This is a genomic window from Paenibacillus sp. URB8-2, from assembly GCF_013393385.1.
GTDB lineage: Bacteria > Bacillota > Bacilli > Paenibacillales > Paenibacillaceae > Paenibacillus_AQ.
Window position 1 is genome coordinate 2257587 of sequence record NZ_AP023239.1, and the last position, 17326, is coordinate 2274912.

Here is a 17326-nt window from a genome sequence, read left to right on the forward strand (position 1 = left end):
TAATAGTATGTGATAAAAATTAACGCAATGTATTGAAAATATTATTTTTTTGTGACTATAATAGCTTCAATGGTATGTAATCGGACATGTAAACATCATTTTCTTTCATTTTTTGATAGGGAATATAACATCATTGTACATCCATTGGAGAAAGTTGGCAGGAAGGGAGGGCTTCATTAAATTTCTGGTAATCATTAACCCGGCTAAATCGCTGGCGATGGCGTGCCCGTCGTACTTCAAATCCTAATTTTACTGGGGGGTTCTTATGAAACGGAAATCATCAATTATGGTATTGCTTCTGATTGTATTGGCAGTAGCGGCGTTGTCCGGATGCGGAAATAATTCGAATTCGGCGGCCGAAGGCAATACAAAGACTAACGCGGCCAGTAGCGATAAGCCATATGCCGGAGTCGTCCTGCGCACCATCTCTAATCCGTCCAATCAGGAATACTTCGCCAAGGTGAATAAAGAGTTTCAGGAAAAGACGGGTATTGAAGTACAGACCGATACGGTCGGTAATGCCGATGTTACACCAAAATTGATGAATTCCTTCATGTCCGGCGGATCTACGTACGATATTTTTGTAATGGATGTCATCGACTTGCCCCGGTTTGTCGTATCGGGATGGGTTGAACCGGTCGATCAATGGCTGACCGACGACATGAAGAACGAAATGCTGCCTTTTGCAAAACAGGCTTTACAGTATCAGGGCAAGTATTACGGTCTTCCTTTCGCTTCCGAGTACAAGTCCTTTGTATATAACAAGACGATGGTGGAAAAAGCCGGTTTCTCGGGTCCGCCGAAAACATGGGATGATTTCATTAAATACAGTCAGGCTTTGCAGGAAAAAGGAATCGTAAAATACGGATCGGCCTGGGCCTGGAGCCAAACCGAAGGCCTCGTCTGCGATTTCATCGCGATTGCTTCCAGTATGGGAGGCAAGCTGTTTGATGAGGACGGAAACCCTGTCTTCAACAGCCCGGAGAACACCGCAGCGCTGCAGCTGATGGTCGATATGATCTATAAATATAAAGTCGTTGACCCCGCTTCGATTCAATACAATGAAACCAATGTGCTTGACGCAATGTCCGCGGGCGATATCGCCTTTGAATTGAACTGGGGACTGCCGCTCACGCCGCTTAATGATGAATCCAAGTCCAAAATCGTGAACCAGGCTGATGTCGCTCCGCTTCCATATACCGTATCCAGCGCAACGATTGCCGGACCGATGTCCTATGCGATCTCCTCGGGTTCGAAGAATAAGGAAGCGGCATGGGAGTATATCAAATTCCTGAACGATACAGAGGGCAGCAAACGGCAGGCGATTGAAATCGGAATGTTCCCGGGCTGGAAGAGCGTATATGAAGATCCGGAAGTGAAAGCGGGCGTTCCCGGACTTGACAAGATTCTGGAGCAGGCGGAAGTTGCCGTCAACCGTCCGCAAATTCCTTGGTACAATGAATGGTCTTCCAAGTTCCAGGTTGAACTCCAGAATGCATTGACTCAAAAGAAAACACCGGCTCAGGCGTTGGCAGACGCGTTCGCTGAAACGCAGAAAATCCAGGAGAGCAACAAGTAAGGAGAATTGCTATGGATAAGAGCAAACATAGTGACTCGGTCGCGATTCAGAAAGAAGGACTTTCTATGCGGGGTCAAGCGATGCTTCGACAGGCGGCCCGGTCCGGTTCGAACTCGAAAAAAATGATTTCCGAGTCGAAATTTGCGCTCCTTTTACTGCTTCCCACTATCGTTATCCTGCTTGGCCTGCTGCTTTATCCATTCCTGTACTCCATCTACCTGTGTTTTGTCGATCTGAATTTGACGAAACCATGGGTCGGTGCCAAGTTCATCGGACTGGATAACTTCAGCGCGGTGCTTCAGGATGGCGAATTCTGGCTCAGCATGGAGACGACTCTTTATTTTGCGGTATTCAGTGTTGCGGCGAGTATGATTCTGGGGCTTGCCGCGGCCCTTCTCTTTAATGTCAAGTTCCGCTTGCGGGGACTCGGCAGATCGCTGCTCCTGATTCCGTGGGCGATGCCAGGTGTCGTTAACGCCATGATCTGGCAGACGATGCTGCACCCGAACTACGGTCTGCTGAACGGTGTACTGCTGAAGACGGGCCTGATCGAAAGTCCGGTCGGATGGCTGTCCGATCCGAAGCTGGCGCTGGCATCCGTCATTATGGCGCAGGTATGGACATCGTTTCCTTTTGTCGCCTTGATGTATCTGGCCGCTCTTCAGTCGATTTCAGGGGAATTGATTGAAGCCGCCAAAATTGACGGGGCGGGCAGCATACGTATTTTTAAAGATATCGTCGTAAAATTGCTGGTGCCCGTTACACTGGTTCTGCTCGTTCTGCGCACCATCGACTCCTTCCGGGTATTCGATCTGGTCTTTGCCATGACCAAGGGCGGTCCGGCCAATTCCACACAGCTATCCGGCCTGTATCTGTACAAGCAGGGCTTCATGTTCAGCGATTTCGGGCTGGGCTCTGCCGGAAGCTATATCCTGACGGGATTTATCCTGGTGTTCGTGCTGCTGTATATGCGGATACTCCGCCAGAAGGATGGGGTTTGAGAAAGGAGGAGCGGCTGTGAGCAAGTCCGTAAAAAAGGTTTTGTTATTTATTGGCGTCGTGCTTGTCATGATCTTTACTTTAGCCCCTCTGATCTGGGCTTCTATCATCAGTATTTCGCCCGGAAAAGAACTGGCGTCGCTTGCCCGGCATTGGCTTCCGGATAGCTTCACCCTAATGAACTACAAGCAGGTGCTGAGCTTGTCCGACAATGCAGCATCGTTCAAAAACTCGCTGCTTAACAGTTTCATTGTGGCCACCGTCACGACGTTCTTCTCGCTGATCTTCGGCTCCTTGGGAGCCTACGCCTTTGCCAGACTTCGTTTCCACATGAAAGACCGCCTGGCGGTCATCTTTCTGATTACGCAAATGGTGCCCAGCATCGCGATTGCGCTGCCGATGTATTTGATTTTTAACCGGATCGGGCTGCTGGACACCAAATCGGCTCTCGTACTGGCCAATCTGTCTTTCACTCTTCCTTTTATCATTTGGATGATGCGGGCATTCTTCGAATCCATTCCCAAAGAGCTGGAGGAATCGGCCTTTGTGGACGGTTTGGGGCGGTTCGGCGCTCTGCTCCGAATCATTCTGCCGATCTCGGCTCCGGGCCTGTTTGCTATAGGCGTATTCGCCTATTTGAATACCTGGAATGAATTTAATACGGCCCTCGTGCTGACAGGCTCCTCGCAATCGAAGACGATGCCGGTCGTAATCAACGAGTTTCTCGGACGGTTCTCCGTTGATTACGGCTTGATGGCATCGTCTGGAATCATCGGCCTGCTTCCACCGGTGCTTCTGACCCTGTTCTTCCAGCGCTATCTGGTGGACGGGATGACTGCGGGCGCCGTGAAGGGCTAACTATGGAAAAGAGGTGCGCTATTGCCGAGATTAGAAGTCAGGCAGGTACAAAACCGCGAAGAAATCGACAGGATATTTGATTTGCTGGGAAAAGTATTTCCGGAAGACCGTTCGTTTTTTCAACAAAGGCTGGATTACGATGCCGCGTATGATCCCGAAACGACCTGGATCGCCTTGGCGGACGGGGAATTGGCCGCTTCGGTGCAGCTGTTTCCTTACCGGATTCATATTGGAGCCGCGGAACTGCTTGTCGGCGGCATCGGGAGTGTGGCGGCGGACCCGGCTTACCGGGGACTTGGAGCCGTACAGGCGATTTTGGCGGAAATGAGTTTGTGGATGCGAAGTCGCGGCTATGATCTGTCTCTATTGTTTACCGGCATTCATCCCTTTTACGAGAAGGCGGGCTGGGAGACGGTGGAAGCCCCCCTGTACGTGCTGAACGCCGAATCGGTATTCATGGAAGACAGCAGGGGCACGCCCTATCGCATCTCGAAGTTTGAGTCCGGAGATTTGGGCGAAGTGATGGAGATTTGCGAGCGGTACAACCGGAAGAACGCCAACACCCGGGTGCGGACGCGCGAATACTGGGAAGGTCTGCTGAAATGGACCGATAGTATAACGGAATGCTTCTGGGTGGCCAGGAAGGGAAGCGAGATTGTCGCTTACGCCATCGGGGGGAAAGAACAGGCCGGAAAGCTAGGTCTGCTGGATTGCGCTTATCTGGATGGAGAGGGCGAAGCAGTGAAGCCGCTCCTGTCCATGCTGGCCGCCGGGGAATCCGTCAAGCAGTTGGAAGCCACAATACCGGAGGATGGCGTCCTGCCGGAAACCCTCAGGCAGCTCGGTTCCGTGCAGACTGCCGACAACAGCGAGACCATGTGGAAGATTATGGGATTTCCCGCCATGCTGGCCAAGCTTGCTCCTGAACTGACGAACCGGATCGCCGCTCTGACCGGGGAAGAGCTGTCCGCCCTGCCGGAACGACTGCTGCTTCGATGCGGATCCGAGCGGGCCGTGCTTGTTCTGGAGCCGTCTTCGGTAACCGTCCAGACTTCTCCCTGGGGACTGGTCTATGATGAGGAAATCAAATGCACCTCCGCCGAATTTTGCGCCATGCTGACCCAAGGCATTCAGGCGGTGAAGCGGGAGGCGCTGAGAAACCACGCGGCGCTTCAGGCGCTTTTTCCGGGGCAGCGTTATGCGATGTGGATAACAGAAAGGTACTAAAGGCATCCCTTTCCAAAAGGAGACGAGACCAGAATGAAGAATGTGTTGTTGATTGGGGCCGGTACGATGGGGAGAAAGCACGCGGAAGCCTATACGGCCATGAAGGAAGTATTCCTGCTGGGTATCGTCGATTCGGATGCGGCCGCGGCGGACAAAGCCGCCGAGCGGTTCGGCACCCGGGCATTCGGCAGCTATGAGGAAGCGATGATGGAGCTGGATGCCGTCGATGTGGTCGACATCTGTCTGCCGACTTATCTGCACCGGGAGTATGTGCTCAAGGCGGCGGATGACGGCAAGCACATCATATGCGAAAAACCGCTGGCCGGCAGCCTGAAGGACGCGCGCGAGATGATCGACTACTGCAAGGACAAGAAGACGAAGCTGTTTGTAGGACATGTTGTGAGGTTCTTCCCGGAATATGTCCAAGCCAGACAGGTAATGGAGCAGAATGGTCTGGGCGATGTTGCCGTGGTGAAGGCCAGCCGGACCTCCGGTTTCCCGCGCGCATGGAACAACTGGTATGCGGATTCCAGCAAGAGCGGCGGCCTTCTGTTGGACCTGTCCATCCATGACTTCGATTATTTGCGCTGGTGCTTCGGAGAGGTGGAGCGGGTATTCGCCAAAGCCTACGCACCGGAATCCCCGGAAGGGGGAGGCTATGCATTGACAACACTGACCTTCCGCAGCGGCGTCATTGCCCATGTCGAAGGCTCCTGGTCCCATCAGAAATTTACGACATCTTTCGAAATTGCGGGAACCGAAGGGATCATCGATTTCAACAGCGCGAGTGACAATCCTATCCTGTCCTTTAGGAAGGCGCCGGATAAGCCGTCGGAGGGCGCTGCCGTTCCGGAAAGTCCGCTGCTGGAAGCTCCTTATTACCGGGAACTGGCCCACTTTCTGTCTTGTATGGAGACGGGGGAAGAGCCGATCGTTACCGCCGAGGACGCGTATCAGGCGCTGGCCATCTCGCTGGCCGCAATCGAATCGTCCCGAAGCGGCATGCCCGTGGCGCTTGCTTAAGTGTTCGGGTGCAAGACGCCTCATCTCAAACTCAAACAAGTACAGGAGGGTCTTATGATTAAAATTGGCGTAGCCAGTCTTGCTCATATGCATGCCATAGGCTATATGGACGCTTTATTGGAAATCGACGGCGTGGAGCTGGCCGGGATCTGGGACGAGGATGCCGTGAAGGGCAAAGAGATTGCCGACCGGTATCAAACGACATACTATCCGGAGCTGGAGCAGCTGACGGGCAGCGAGATTGACGCGGTCATCGTCTGCTCCGAGAATGTGCGGCATATCGATTGTGTCATGGCGGCCGCAAAAGCGGGTAAGCATGTTCTCTGCGAGAAGCCGCTGGCCACAAGGGTAGAGGATGCGCTGGCGATGATCGAGGTCTGCCGGGAGAACGGCGTACTTCTCCAGACCGCTTTTCCGGTCCGGTTTCAAACCTCGATCAAACGGGGGAAGGAGCTGCTGGACAGCGGAGCTTACGGCAAAATTCTTGCCATGAAAGGGACGAACCGTGGACGCATTCCCGGCGGCTGGTTCCTGGACCGGGAGTTGTCGGGCGGGGGAGCGGTGATGGATCATACCGTTCATGTCGTTGACGTCATGCGCTGGTACATGGGCGCGGAGGTGACGAATGTGTACGCCGAGGCCGCCAGCCGGTTCTCGGAAGGAAAAATCGACGATTGCGGCATCCTGACGATGGAGTTCGATAACGGCGTGTTTGCCAGCCTGGACTGCAGCTGGTCACGCAACAAGAAGTTCCCGACCTGGGGAGATGTGACGCTGGACGTGATCTGCGAATATGGCGTACTGTCGATCAACGCCTTCAATCAGAAAATGAGCGTTTACAGTAATGAAAACGGAGTGAGCTGGGATTACTGGGGAGACAACATGGACCTGGAGCTGATCCGCGATTTTGTCCAGTCGGTCCGTGAAGGAGCGAAGACCGCCTCGGTAACGGGGGAAGACGGGCTTAGGGCGCTTGAAGTCGCGCTTGCCGCTTACCGGTCCGCCGAGGACCATCGGCCCGCTCCAATCACCCTGGCCCACTGAGAGGGCAGGCGCATCTTTCTGGCAAGCCCCCGGGGTGATTTGATCCCGGGGGCTTTTTGCTGAGTGGGGCGGAGTTCCCGGCTTCTTGCTGAGGGGCGGAGTCCCTGCTCTTTTTGGCCATGATGTAATGTTCTCTTCCATTCATCCGACTTTATGGTCAGAAGGTTAGTTATTATGCACAATTAATAGTGAGAAATTTAGATAATATGACAATTAACATGCCATCAAGATTTAAACGGCTCATTAGACAAGATATAATATGATTAATGGCACATATGCTGATTTTAAGCCGCGATTTATATCCTATAAATAAACGCCACTGAAAGGTATGAGGAAGCATGAGTCTGGAAGCTTTGAATGAACGTGTGAAAACCGATCTTTCCTACCTTGCCTTTGGAGGCGCGGCTTGGGTGCAGCCGAAGGCGCATTCCGAAGGGCAAGTCTATGACGTTGTAATTATCGGAGGAGGTCAAAGCGGCTTGGCTGCGGCTTTCGGCCTGCTGCGTGAACGGGTAACGAATATTCTGGTCATTGATGAGAACGCCGAGGGCTTGGAAGGACCGTGGGAAACTTATGCGAGAATGGTGACGCTGCGTACGCCCAAGCATTTAACTTCCATCGATCTTGGCATACCCTCCCTGACCTTCCGCTCCTGGTGGGAAGCGCAGTTCGGACCACAGGGCTGGGAGGAGGTCGTGAAGATTCCGCGGGGCGACTGGATGGACTATCTGCGCTGGTACCGGCAGGTTCTGGATCTTCCGGTCATCAACGAAGTTAAACTGAAGCTGATCGAGCCCGCCGGTGGCGGGATTCATCGCTTGCATATTGAAGGGGCGGGAGCGCCTTCGGAACATTTGCTTACGCGAAAGGTCGTACTCGCCACAGGGATTCAGGGAGGCGGCGAGTGGCATGTGCCTCCAATAATTGCTGATAAATTGCCGGGCCATCTGTATGCCCATACCTCGGAAATGATCGATTTTGAGAATCTCCAGGGCAAAAAAATCGGGATTCTGGGCGGCGGAGCCTCGGCCTTCGATAATGCCAATTTCGCCTTGTCCCAAGGCGTAGCCGAAGCTCATGTCTTTGTCCGCCGGGAGAAGCTGCCGAGTGTCAATCCGATCCGCCAGATGGAATCCTCGGGGATGATCGAACGTTTCCATGTGCTGTCGGATGCCGAAAAATATGCGGCGATCTCCCATTTCTTCAAATTCAATCAGCCGCCGACCAACGATACGTTTGAACGCGCGGCGTCGTGGCCCGGATTTCAGCTGCATCTCGGCGCCCCATGGCTTGATGTGGAGGCGACCGGCGAGGGCGTGGCCGTGACCACACCTCAAGGCAGATTCACCTTTGATTACCTGATTGTCAGCACCGGTCTTCTCAGCGATCCAAGCTTGCGTCCCGAGCTCCGGCTTATTGAGAGCCACATTGCCCGCTGGAGCGATGTCTACGATGCTCCGGAAGAGGTAGCCAATACGCTGCTTGACGCGCATCCTTATCTCAGCCCCGGTTTTGCGCTTACAAGCCGTGACGAAGAGGGAGAGTCGCTTTTGCACGGACTGTTTGTCTTTAACTATTCGGCGTTGGCCAGCTGCGGCCTTTCGGCTTCCGCGATTTCGGGGACGAAGAACGCGGTTCCGAGACTCGTCTCCGGCGTGGCGGACCAGCTGTTCCTCGACGACCGAGAAGACATTTTGCAAGCCTTTCTGGACTATAACGAGGCCGAATTCGTCGGCGAATGGCCGATACAAACGGCGAATGATGTGCTTGAGCAAAAAATATAATCCGTCTGGATCAAGAGCGCCCGGGAAACCGGGCGTTTTTGGCTTCTGCGGATAGCCCCCCAATCTCCGTGATGCTTAAAACGGAATCAGAATATACGGATTGGCATAGAGTTTATTTCGGGTTCCGGTGAAACCGCTCCGGCTCAACGGACGTATTAACGCTCAGACGGCTGGAAGAGGAAGAGGCCTTGAACTAACCTTTAGGAGGAATTGGAATTATGGGAGCGCATGAAATCGATTATGTCATTATGGGTGAAGAAATGCAGTGCGTGGAGGTTCAGCTTGACCCCGGCGAGAGCGTAATTGCGGAAGCGGGCAGCTTCATGATGATGGACCCTGAAATCCGAATGGAGACGATTTTCGGTGACGGCAGCGGCTCAGGGCAGGGTGGCGGCGGTCTGATGGGCAAGCTGATGGGCGCTGGCAAAAGAGTGCTGACCGGCGAAAGCCTGTTCATGACCGTGTTCACGCACGGCGGCGGCCATGGCCGGAAATCCGTAACGTTCGCCGCGCCGTATCCGGGGAAAATTATCCCGCTCGACCTTCTTCAATATGGCGGGAAAATTGTCTGTCAAAAGGACGCCTTTCTCTGCGCCGCGAAGGGCGTTTCCGTAGGGATTGAATTTCAGCGCCGGCTCGGCGCCGGATTCTTCGGCGGCGAAGGATTCATTATGCAGAAGCTGGAAGGCGACGGCCTGGCCTTCGTCCATTCCGGCGGTTATGTAATGGAGAGAACACTGCAGCCCGGAGAAGTGATCCGGCTGGACACGGGTTGTCTTGTCGCCATGACCTCTTCGGTGGACTATGATATCGAGATGGTCAAAGGTATCAAATCGGCGCTGTTCGGAGGGGAAGGCCTGTTCTTCGCCACGCTGCGCGGACCGGGCAAGATATGGGTTCAGTCGCTGCCGTTCAACCGGATGGCCGACCGCATTCTGTCCGCAGCCCGCGGCACTGGTCGCAAGGAAGAGGGCAGCATCCTCGGCGGATTGGGCAATCTGCTGGACGGCAGATAATCCGGTTTCCGCTGCAGCAGTCGCTGCTGAGGGCAGGGGCTTTGATTACATGGGGAAAAGACCGCATCCTTTGAAAGGGAGGCGGTCTTTTCCATGTCTGCGGGATCAGCAGGATATCAGCTTGCCGGTGTACTTGGAATTATTCAATCTTTATAATGGATAGAAAAGGAGCTGATGGTTATGCAAAAGATTGCCCCTTTTCTGTGGTTTGACGGCAAGGCTGAAGAAGCGATGAATTTCTATACCTCAATCTTCAAGAATTCCAGGATCAAGGACATCAGACGCAGCCGGGGAGGAGGACCTTGGCCGGAAGGGACGGTAATGTCCGGAACGTTCCAGCTTGACGGACAGGAGTTTATGGCTCTCAACGGCGGTCCGCAGTTTTCTTTTTCCCCGGCGGTATCGTTCTTCGTCAACTGCGAAACGCAGCAGGAGATAGACGAACTATGGGATAAGCTTTCGGAAGGCGGAGAGAAGCAGAGATGCGGCTGGCTTAAGGACAAGTTCGGTTTGTCTTGGCAAATCGTGCCCACTGTCTTGGGAGAACTCTTGCAGGATAAGGATGGCGAAAAAGCGGGAAGAGTCATGAACGCGATGCTTCAAATGGACAAGCTGGATATTGAAACGCTGAAGCGGGCATAGGGCGGAATTCGACCTGCCTTCTTTTTTTTTCCGGCAGGACCAGACGGGTTCCAGACCATTCTCCAGGCAATAATCAATCAGAGCCGCACAGACATGAGAGGCATAGCCCTTTCCCCGGTGCTGTTCGTTCGTTTCAATTCCGATTTCCAGCTGACTATCCTCTACAAACGCCGCAAACGCGGTCGAGGCGGCTTCGCCGCCGTCCATCAGCGTATAACCGATTCCCCGTTCCGCAAACTGTTCCGCATTTCTCCAGAAAAACTTCGGGGCCACGCCGCCCTCCAATTTCAGAAATATACAGTTCCCTGCAGTGAATATGTATTTTTTTCCTGATTCTACTCACTTATTATCGAGTTAACAAGAGTTGCATTAAAAGTTCAGATCCTCGCCATATCATATCTGTAATTTGATGTTTATGATCATAATCAACATGGGGGTGTGGAAGCTTGATAGACGCGGAAATTGTTAATTTCATTTGCTCCAGATATTTGTCCAAAGGAACGGAGCTTGAGCCCGGGACTCTCAGCGAATCGGGAAGAAGTTTCGAAATCGATATTTTCAGGACAGGTTCAAGAACCCGCAGGCGCATCGGCAAAATTACCGGCGGTCACGCGGACACTGGTCTTTCTCATGAAAAAAATGTCCCTGAAGCACTGGAACGGCTGTTTCATAGTCCAAAGGTCCGGAAGGGCGAACGGGAGCTGCTGCGTGAAATTCAGGATGAATCGCTGTGTTCCGGCGGATTGGCAGAGGGATGGATTATGCGGAAAGACCTGTACGGGTCTGACGGGAAAACTGTGGTGCGGACGGAATACGTTATGGGTTATACGCTTTATCTTCATCTTGAGCGGAAAAAAAGCCGGACGCGGGAACGGGAGAAGCAGACCATTGCGAACTGGAATGCGAGGCTAGGAGCCATACTGAATGAGCGGAATACAGTCAAGATCGACTTGGCCGGGGAGGAAAACCGGCATCTATTGTGGAATTTTATAGAGGATATAGCAGCAAAGATCGAACACTGCACCGTTGTCAAAGAGGTTTCTGAGGTAATTTGGAACAAAGAGCAGCCATGGCAGGGCAGGAAGCTGGAGTTCTATGTTGATTTTATTATCGCACTGGCCGAAATCGCTGCCGCCCGCGCTCATTTTGACTGGAAAGAGATAGGGGCGCGTTATTACCGGGAAATCGGCGGCTCGAAGCGCTTTGATCCCTATAAGGTGGAATTTCTGGAGGAAGCGGAGGAGCAGATCGGCTGTCCTCTCCCGCTGCTTGGGTTATGCAGCGCAGGAACGGTTACCCCGATTTTCTTTGCCGGAGAACTGAGCGGCAGCGGCGGATTCGCTTATCCGCAAGGCTTTTTACATGTGGTTACGGATGTGACGGTTTGGAGGACTGAATTCCAAACCGTCTGCCGGACATTATGGCTGACCGAAAATCGGGCCGTGCTTACACGGATGAGCGCCGAGCCGGACTTTCTCCGAAAATCGGGCAGTCTGATTATAGGGCTGGACGGGCAGCTCAGAAGCGGACATCGCAAACTGATCAAGGATGTATTAGCCGGATCGGAGTCGATCAGGCAGATTATCGTATGGTGCGACAGCGACCGGGCCGGGCTGACCATTTCACGAAATGTGCAAGCCCTGCTGCAAATGGCGGCTCCTGTGGCCGTTAAATGGATTTTACCGGACTCACTGAACCGTAAGGACAACCCGGCAGGATGTGTCTTCCGCACATGGGATGCGTATGAGGCTGAGGCGCTTGCCAGACTTGACCGAAGACTGGCCGGTGAACAGGAAGCGGAAATGGGGGATACGGATAGTTGGAACCTATGGATGGAAATCTGATCTCTATTTTCGGTGATGGGACGCCCGATCACCTTCGCAAGGAATCGCTGCGCGATCTCATCAAGCTTGCGGGCGTGCTGACCGAACTGCGGGAATACTTCGAAGAACCGCTGAAGGTGCTGGAAATTTTAAAAATGTTGAATCTGATTCAGCAGGAAGCGTTGGGGATTGATGAGCCGCTTGAGGATGCGGATGCGCTTTTTTACCGCTTTAGAAACCGCTATGGATATGAGCCGGAAATTCCCATGGACCGCTTGCTGAATGTGTTGCAGAAATATAACTGGATTATTCGCGGCAAGCGCAGGCTTACGATGATGGATGTCGGCAAACGTATGATGGATATGCTGATCCGTCTCGCCAACGATTCGCTGGCTTACTATATGCAGGATGACGTAGCCCGGGCCCTGTTCCAGGCGAAAAGGGACGCGGATCTAAGCGAGGCTTACGACGATAAAGGGATTTCGGGAGGCAACCGGCTTGCCAGCATGATCCGCAATGCCACGGATGCTGTGGACAAGCTGAAAGAGCGGCAGCTCGAGCTTCTCGCTGACAGGAACGCCCTTCCGCAGATCCGGATTATCGTAGATTTGATGCAGGAACTGAACACGCGGATGAATGAGAGGCTGAATAAATTTTCAACTTTTGAGGAAGGAATTTCTTTTTCGCCTCTGCTCAAAAAAGGAACGGAAATCATGCTTGAGGGAACCCATGTATCGATGGGCACATTGAATAAATTTCTGGGTTTTGCACATTTGCAGCAAACCGAGATCAGGTCCGACATTTCCCCGCAAGCCATTCGTCAGTTTATTGTCAACTCCTTCTATAAAACAGCTGATTCCGAACTGCCGAACGGTCATGAAATATTGAGCTTTCTGGAGCAGGACCGCGTTCCCGGAGAACGGATGGACGGAATGTGGGTTCCTGTTCAGTTCGCTTCACCTGTGTCCAATATTCAACTAGCGGATACAGTAAGCTATCTTGAATCCTATGTGCCTTCCACGGAGCCGATCCGGGAACATCTGGAGCCCGAATATGCGGAGGCGGAGGAATGGACCGAAGAGGAAATAGGACATCATTTGGCGCAGATCGAATGGCAGTTGACCAAAGAGAGGATTCGGACGGATGAAGCGGAGCGGATTCTGCATGAAAGGGAAAGCGTCGGGCTAGAGCAGCTAGTACTGGAGGCGGGTTCGGAGCGCTGGAGCGATGCCTTGAATGCGCTGCTGGCGGTCTCCGCTCTGGTGGGCGGGCAGCGGGCGGCCATCGATAGCGAGGAAGACCCGGCCCGGGAGCCAGAAGTGACGGATGAGAAGACCGAATGGCAGCTTATGAACAAGAAAGGAGAAAATCATGTCGTTACAAGAACCGGAGAGCACATACAGCAGCCTGCAGCTGGGAGCGATGGAACGGCTGTCGGCGGTTCTAAGTCCCGATGAGGAATATGCCTTCGTGCAAATTATGTTCTCGTCATCAGCCGCGGTGCGCAGTGACAGCTTCGGCTTGTCCCGGCGCGAGGTCATGAAGATTTTAAAGCTTAAACCTGATGATGATCAGGGTTTTGCCTCTTTTGTCAAAAGAGTAAATCAATCGGTCGCTCGCTACTACAGACTTGTCTATGATGAGCGGAGAGACCGTGCGGTCGTGCTTATTCATGTGCCGGCAAGGCAGGCCAGAGAACTGTTATCCTCCGAAAGTCTGGCACTGCTGATGTTTATTTTTTATCACCAGGAAGTGCTTCAGAACGAGTTCACCCTGTTCACCCAACTGCTGGAAACGTTCGGTCATGAATCGCTTGATGTAAGGAGGAAAATACTTGCGAACCTGGATACGCTCATTAAGCTGGGCGCCGTGTCCAGATATGAGAATCCATCCAATGAAGAAGCTTATGGACTGACTGCGATCGGGGCACGCCTCTTCTCGGATTCCTATTTGAAGCGGTTCGCGGAATTCAGCCATTCCCAGCAATTGAATATGGAGGATGTGCTGAAGTTCTTTAAACGCTACAATTTGGAGGCAGGTGAGGGAGTTTGAACCCTTGGGGGCTGGAATTCAGCGGTATCCGCGATTTCTCCGATACCCGGCTGGAATGGGGCGGTCCGGAAGACCATGTGCTGATCGGGGGGCCGAACGGTTCGGGGAAATCGACGATTACGTTCTGTATGGGAGCGGTGCTTGCTTCGTCAAAAGTCGATCTGGAAGGACTTCGTTCACGTAATTTGCCGCAGGATACCGTTTGGAGAGCGACGATTCAGCTTGTATTTGCCAATAGCGGAGCCTTCCCCGTCGACGCCGCGGCTTACATCGGTTTCCGGCTGAACCTGGAGCAAAAGCCCGGCGATCCGCTGCGGAAGGAATATTTCATTTGCGAGGGAGAGGCGCCGTGGGAATGGGACAAAGAAACCCGTTATACGCCGGGAGGAGGAACCAACCACCTTCATGAGTACCGGCATCAGCTTCAGCATAAATATAAAGTGGACCCTGACGCCTTTTACCTGATCTGGTACCAGCAGGATGTGAACCAGTTTGCGGTGATGCGGCCGGAGGAGCGCTTCCGCATTTTCAGCGAGATGACCGGGATTCAGCGGATGCAGCATCACTGGGAGAAGGTTAAGGAGGAAAGAAAAGATGCGCTCTCCGCGCTCCAGACGGCGGAAAGCAACCAGCATTCGCACAAGCTGAACCTGGGCAACTGGCAGCAGGAACGGGACCGGCTGCTCAGCCGGAACGAGCGGCGCAGGCTGGGGCTATGGAACGTGCTGACGGCCTCGGCCGCGCTCGAGAGGCTGTACGTCAAAGAGCAGGATCTCCTGAAGGAGCAGATGGACGAGCGCGACGAGCGACATGAGGCCGAGCGGGACCGGCGGATGAAGCTGGAAGAGGAGCATGGGGAGTATCGGAAGGAGCTTGAGGAAAAGACTTGGCGCATGAATGAGCTGAACCGGCTGCTTGAGGAACTGGAAAGCGAAGCGGCTGAAGAACGCGCCGCGCGCGAGGAATTGAACGCGGAGTACCGGCAGCTTGAAGATATTCTCAAGGAGCTGGACCAAGAGGTAAGGGCGATTCCCTACTCCAAAGCCGAGGTTGAAGCGAGACTGGCGCAGGATCGGACGGAGCTGCGGGAGAAGGAAGCGAGAAGCCGGGAGACGGACGAGGCTTACCGTGAGGCGCAGACGCACCTGGATTGGCTTGCTGAAGAGATTGGAAAGTTGAATTATGCGATTGAAGAGGACTTCCGGAAGCTTGGCGACGCCAAGAAGATGCTTGCCCAGTACGGGGGCAGCGCCGCGCTTGAACGTGAGACCGAAAATCTGGAAAGCCGGCGCTCTTCCTTGCGCGACAGCGAGCGCGATCTGGAGCGGAGCATCCGGACGCTGAAGGATGAACTGGAGACGTTAACCACTGGAAACGGAATGAATAGCGTGAGACAGGAGACGTCCATCCGCCGCCTGCGGGGCAAAGGGATGACTGTCTTTACCCTGCGGGATCTGCTGGAAATGGATGAGCAAATTCCGCTGGAGCGGGAGGAACAGCTCGAAGCTGTCAAATATACGCTGTTTGTGGATGCGAAGGGTTTTGCGGCTTCGACGGATATTTATCATGTGGAGCTGCCGACGGTTGTGCCGGAAAGAACGGCGAACGAGCTGCCGTCCCTCGGACTCCGGGTGAGAAAAGAACTTGACGACCAGACATACGCCGCGGCTCAAAAAGCGTTATGGTGGGTCGGAACGCTGATTTCCAGTTCGGGCTCCGTCTCTTCAAACCCTAGGCTGAAGAACGGTCAGCTTGTCGATTCCCTGGGCCGGAGAGGCCCGCAGGAGGATAGACGGTGGATACTTAATCCGCGCGGAATCAAGCTGCGGGTGAAGCGCGCCGGCGAAGAACTGGAGAAGCTGGAGCTTCAGCTTGAAGCCGCCCGCCGTGATTTGACGCAATGCGAAGAACGCCTGAGTCTCGTCCGTTCGGTGCTTCAGCTCATTAAGGAAGCGGAAGCGGTTGTGGGCGCCGTTGCCGAACGGGATTTGAGAAAGCGAGAACTGGACCGTAAGACCGGAGAGCAGAAGAAATGGACGGAAATCCGAAACAGCTCCGATGATGAGCGCCAGAGACTGAATCTGGCGGCGGCGGAACTTAAAGTTCGGCTCGATACATTTGAGGGCTACCGGCAAATCTATGACCGCGCCGATCTTGAAAGCGTGAAAATCGAGCGGTTCAGACAGCTCGGCAAAGAGCTGGAGGCCTCCGGAGAGCGGGTCCAAAGAATGGACAGAGAGCTCCAGGACCGACTGGAAGAAAGCGACCGGCTGGATCGTTCGCTGGAATCGACAAAGAGAAGGATCAGGGAGAAGCTTCAGTACATTGAGGAAGTGAACAAGACGCTGGAGGCGCTTGACCGTGAAAAACGGGAAGTGCTTGAGAGTCTGGAAGTTATCCAGGAGAAACGCGCCGCGGAGCGGCAGTTTTACAGCGATTGGACCGTTCGTCTGTCTGCCGTATACGCCGGGTTTCTTGAGGAATCTCCGGAATTTCCTGTGATCCCGGACTGGAATCCGGCGCAGGCGAAGTCGCATAAGGAAGATGCTTTCGTGCAGTTAAACCATGCCCTGAACGAAATCGTCGACGAGAATGCGGTGGAGAATTACGAAAAGGTAAAGCTGGAGTTTGAGCGCGGCGAGCAGGAGGTACAGGATGCCCGCACGCTCCTTCGCCAGCTGGAGGAAAGTCTGGCCGAGCTGGAAGAGAAGCTGGTCAGCACGACCAATTATGAAATCAACCGGGTAAGCAGCCGGTTTGTCCGTTATATGGACCTGTTCTCGTTTGACGGCGAAGTGAGCTGGGATATGCAGGAGATGAAGCAGGGGAATGTAAAGTATTATCTGAACATCAGGGCAAGAAAGCAGGGGCACCGGGGCCCGTTGGAGGAAATCGGCATGAAGGGCCGGGGAGGACGGGTCGGAAAAGGAGTATCAGGCGGCGAGGAATCGCTAAGTTCGCTGCTGTTCGCCCTCGCTCTGCTGAAGACAATTCAAGCGGAACCGGGATATATCGTTCTCGATGAATTCGACAGTGCCCTTGATGAGGGTAGAAAATCCAAAGTGTTCGCGCTGTATGAGCAGGAGCTTTCGAGAAAAATGATCATTTTGTCCCCGAAATCTCATGAATCGGATTATTTGCGGCATTTTAACGAAGCATTCATCGTTTACCATGACGCGAGAATCCCTAAGAGCGCGGTTATAAGGATCAGGAAAAAAGCGAACATAGAGGTTTAAAGACGATATGACATTGACGCTTGGGTTACCCGGGCGTCTTTTT

At 53.5% G+C, this 17326-nt stretch carries 13 protein-coding genes and 1 pseudogene; 13 read left to right on the top strand and 1 reads right to left on the bottom strand.

What is annotated here, in order from left to right; all coding sequences use genetic code 11:
• The first annotated feature begins 265 nt into the window (after window positions 1-265).
• The 9 genes from PUR_RS10295 (at window position 266) to PUR_RS10335 (ending at window position 10172) form a co-directional block, all read left to right on the top strand.
• The gene (locus PUR_RS10295; protein WP_179035162.1) at window positions 266-1579 is read left to right on the top strand and encodes an extracellular solute-binding protein; all 1314 of its coding nucleotides are present in this window, start codon (window positions 266-268) and stop codon (window positions 1577-1579) included.
• A gap of 11 nt (window positions 1580-1590) precedes the next feature.
• Window positions 1591-2580 (top strand): carbohydrate ABC transporter permease, encoded by a 990-nt coding sequence (locus tag PUR_RS10300; protein ID WP_179035163.1) that lies wholly within the window; start codon window positions 1591-1593, stop codon window positions 2578-2580.
• A gap of 16 nt (window positions 2581-2596) precedes the next feature.
• The gene (locus PUR_RS10305) at window positions 2597-3436 is read left to right on the top strand and encodes a carbohydrate ABC transporter permease (RefSeq protein ID WP_179035164.1); all 840 of its coding nucleotides are present in this window, start codon (window positions 2597-2599) and stop codon (window positions 3434-3436) included.
• 21 nt (window positions 3437-3457) lie between these two features.
• The gene (locus PUR_RS10310) at window positions 3458-4663 is read left to right on the top strand and encodes a GNAT family N-acetyltransferase (RefSeq protein ID WP_179035165.1); all 1206 of its coding nucleotides are present in this window, start codon (window positions 3458-3460) and stop codon (window positions 4661-4663) included.
• A gap of 33 nt (window positions 4664-4696) precedes the next feature.
• Window positions 4697-5686, top strand: coding sequence for a Gfo/Idh/MocA family protein (locus tag PUR_RS10315; protein ID WP_179035166.1), 990 nt, complete (start codon window positions 4697-4699; stop codon window positions 5684-5686).
• Window positions 5687-5743: 57 nt separating this feature from the next.
• Window positions 5744-6730 (top strand): Gfo/Idh/MocA family protein, encoded by a 987-nt coding sequence (locus PUR_RS10320; RefSeq protein ID WP_179037848.1) that lies wholly within the window; start codon window positions 5744-5746, stop codon window positions 6728-6730.
• A 338-nt stretch (window positions 6731-7068) separates the two neighbouring features.
• A complete protein-coding gene (locus PUR_RS10325) occupies window positions 7069-8514 on the top strand; it encodes an FAD/NAD(P)-binding protein (protein WP_179035167.1) in 1446 nt (481 codons plus the stop codon).
• A gap of 218 nt (window positions 8515-8732) precedes the next feature.
• Complete coding sequence (locus PUR_RS10330; protein WP_179035168.1) at window positions 8733-9530, top strand: TIGR00266 family protein; 798 nt, start codon at window positions 8733-8735, stop codon at window positions 9528-9530.
• Between the two features lie 180 nt (window positions 9531-9710).
• Window positions 9711-10172 carry a VOC family protein gene (locus PUR_RS10335; protein WP_179035169.1) on the top strand — a complete coding sequence of 154 codons (462 nt, stop codon included), beginning with the start codon at window positions 9711-9713 and terminating at the stop codon, window positions 10170-10172.
• Between the two features lie 36 nt (window positions 10173-10208).
• Here PUR_RS10335 and PUR_RS26530 read toward each other — a convergent pair.
• Window positions 10209-10445: pseudogene (locus PUR_RS26530) on the bottom strand (GNAT family N-acetyltransferase); the annotation flags it as partial.
• Between the two features lie 173 nt (window positions 10446-10618).
• Between PUR_RS26530 and PUR_RS10340 the strand changes: the two are divergent.
• From PUR_RS10340 to PUR_RS10355, 4 genes are read left to right on the top strand one after another with little or no spacing between them, the layout of a single operon-like run.
• Window positions 10619-12016 (top strand): toprim domain-containing protein, encoded by a 1398-nt coding sequence (locus PUR_RS10340; protein WP_232101801.1) that lies wholly within the window; start codon window positions 10619-10621, stop codon window positions 12014-12016.
• Complete coding sequence (locus PUR_RS10345; RefSeq protein WP_232101865.1) at window positions 12001-13452, top strand: hypothetical protein; 1452 nt, start codon at window positions 12001-12003, stop codon at window positions 13450-13452. Before PUR_RS10340 ends, PUR_RS10345 begins: the two co-directional genes overlap by 16 nt.
• Window positions 13367-14047, top strand: coding sequence for a hypothetical protein (locus tag PUR_RS10350; protein ID WP_179035172.1), 681 nt, complete (start codon window positions 13367-13369; stop codon window positions 14045-14047). Before PUR_RS10345 ends, PUR_RS10350 begins: the two co-directional genes overlap by 86 nt.
• Window positions 14044-17283 carry a chromosome segregation protein SMC gene (locus PUR_RS10355; protein WP_179035173.1) on the top strand — a complete coding sequence of 1080 codons (3240 nt, stop codon included), beginning with the start codon at window positions 14044-14046 and terminating at the stop codon, window positions 17281-17283. Before PUR_RS10350 ends, PUR_RS10355 begins: the two co-directional genes overlap by 4 nt.
• Window positions 17284-17326: the final 43 nt, after the last annotated feature.

Bases quoted from the DNA above. Each gene is read 5' to 3' on its own strand.
- PUR_RS10295 (WP_179035162.1), top strand. From the start codon at position 266: ATGAAACGGAAATCATCAATTATGGTATTGCTTCTGATTGTATTGGCA.
- PUR_RS10315 (WP_179035166.1), top strand. From the start codon at position 4,697: ATGAAGAATGTGTTGTTGATTGGGGCCGGTACGATGGGGAGAAAGCAC.
- PUR_RS10325 (WP_179035167.1), top strand. From the start codon at position 7,069: ATGAGTCTGGAAGCTTTGAATGAACGTGTGAAAACCGATCTTTCCTAC.
- PUR_RS10350 (WP_179035172.1), top strand. From the start codon at position 13,367: ATGTCGTTACAAGAACCGGAGAGCACATACAGCAGCCTGCAGCTGGGA.
- PUR_RS10335 (WP_179035169.1), top strand. From the start codon at position 9,711: ATGCAAAAGATTGCCCCTTTTCTGTGGTTTGACGGCAAGGCTGAAGAA.
- PUR_RS10330 (WP_179035168.1), top strand. From the start codon at position 8,733: ATGGGAGCGCATGAAATCGATTATGTCATTATGGGTGAAGAAATGCAG.
- PUR_RS10345 (WP_232101865.1), top strand. From the start codon at position 12,001: ATGGATGGAAATCTGATCTCTATTTTCGGTGATGGGACGCCCGATCAC.
- PUR_RS10300 (WP_179035163.1), top strand. From the start codon at position 1,591: ATGGATAAGAGCAAACATAGTGACTCGGTCGCGATTCAGAAAGAAGGA.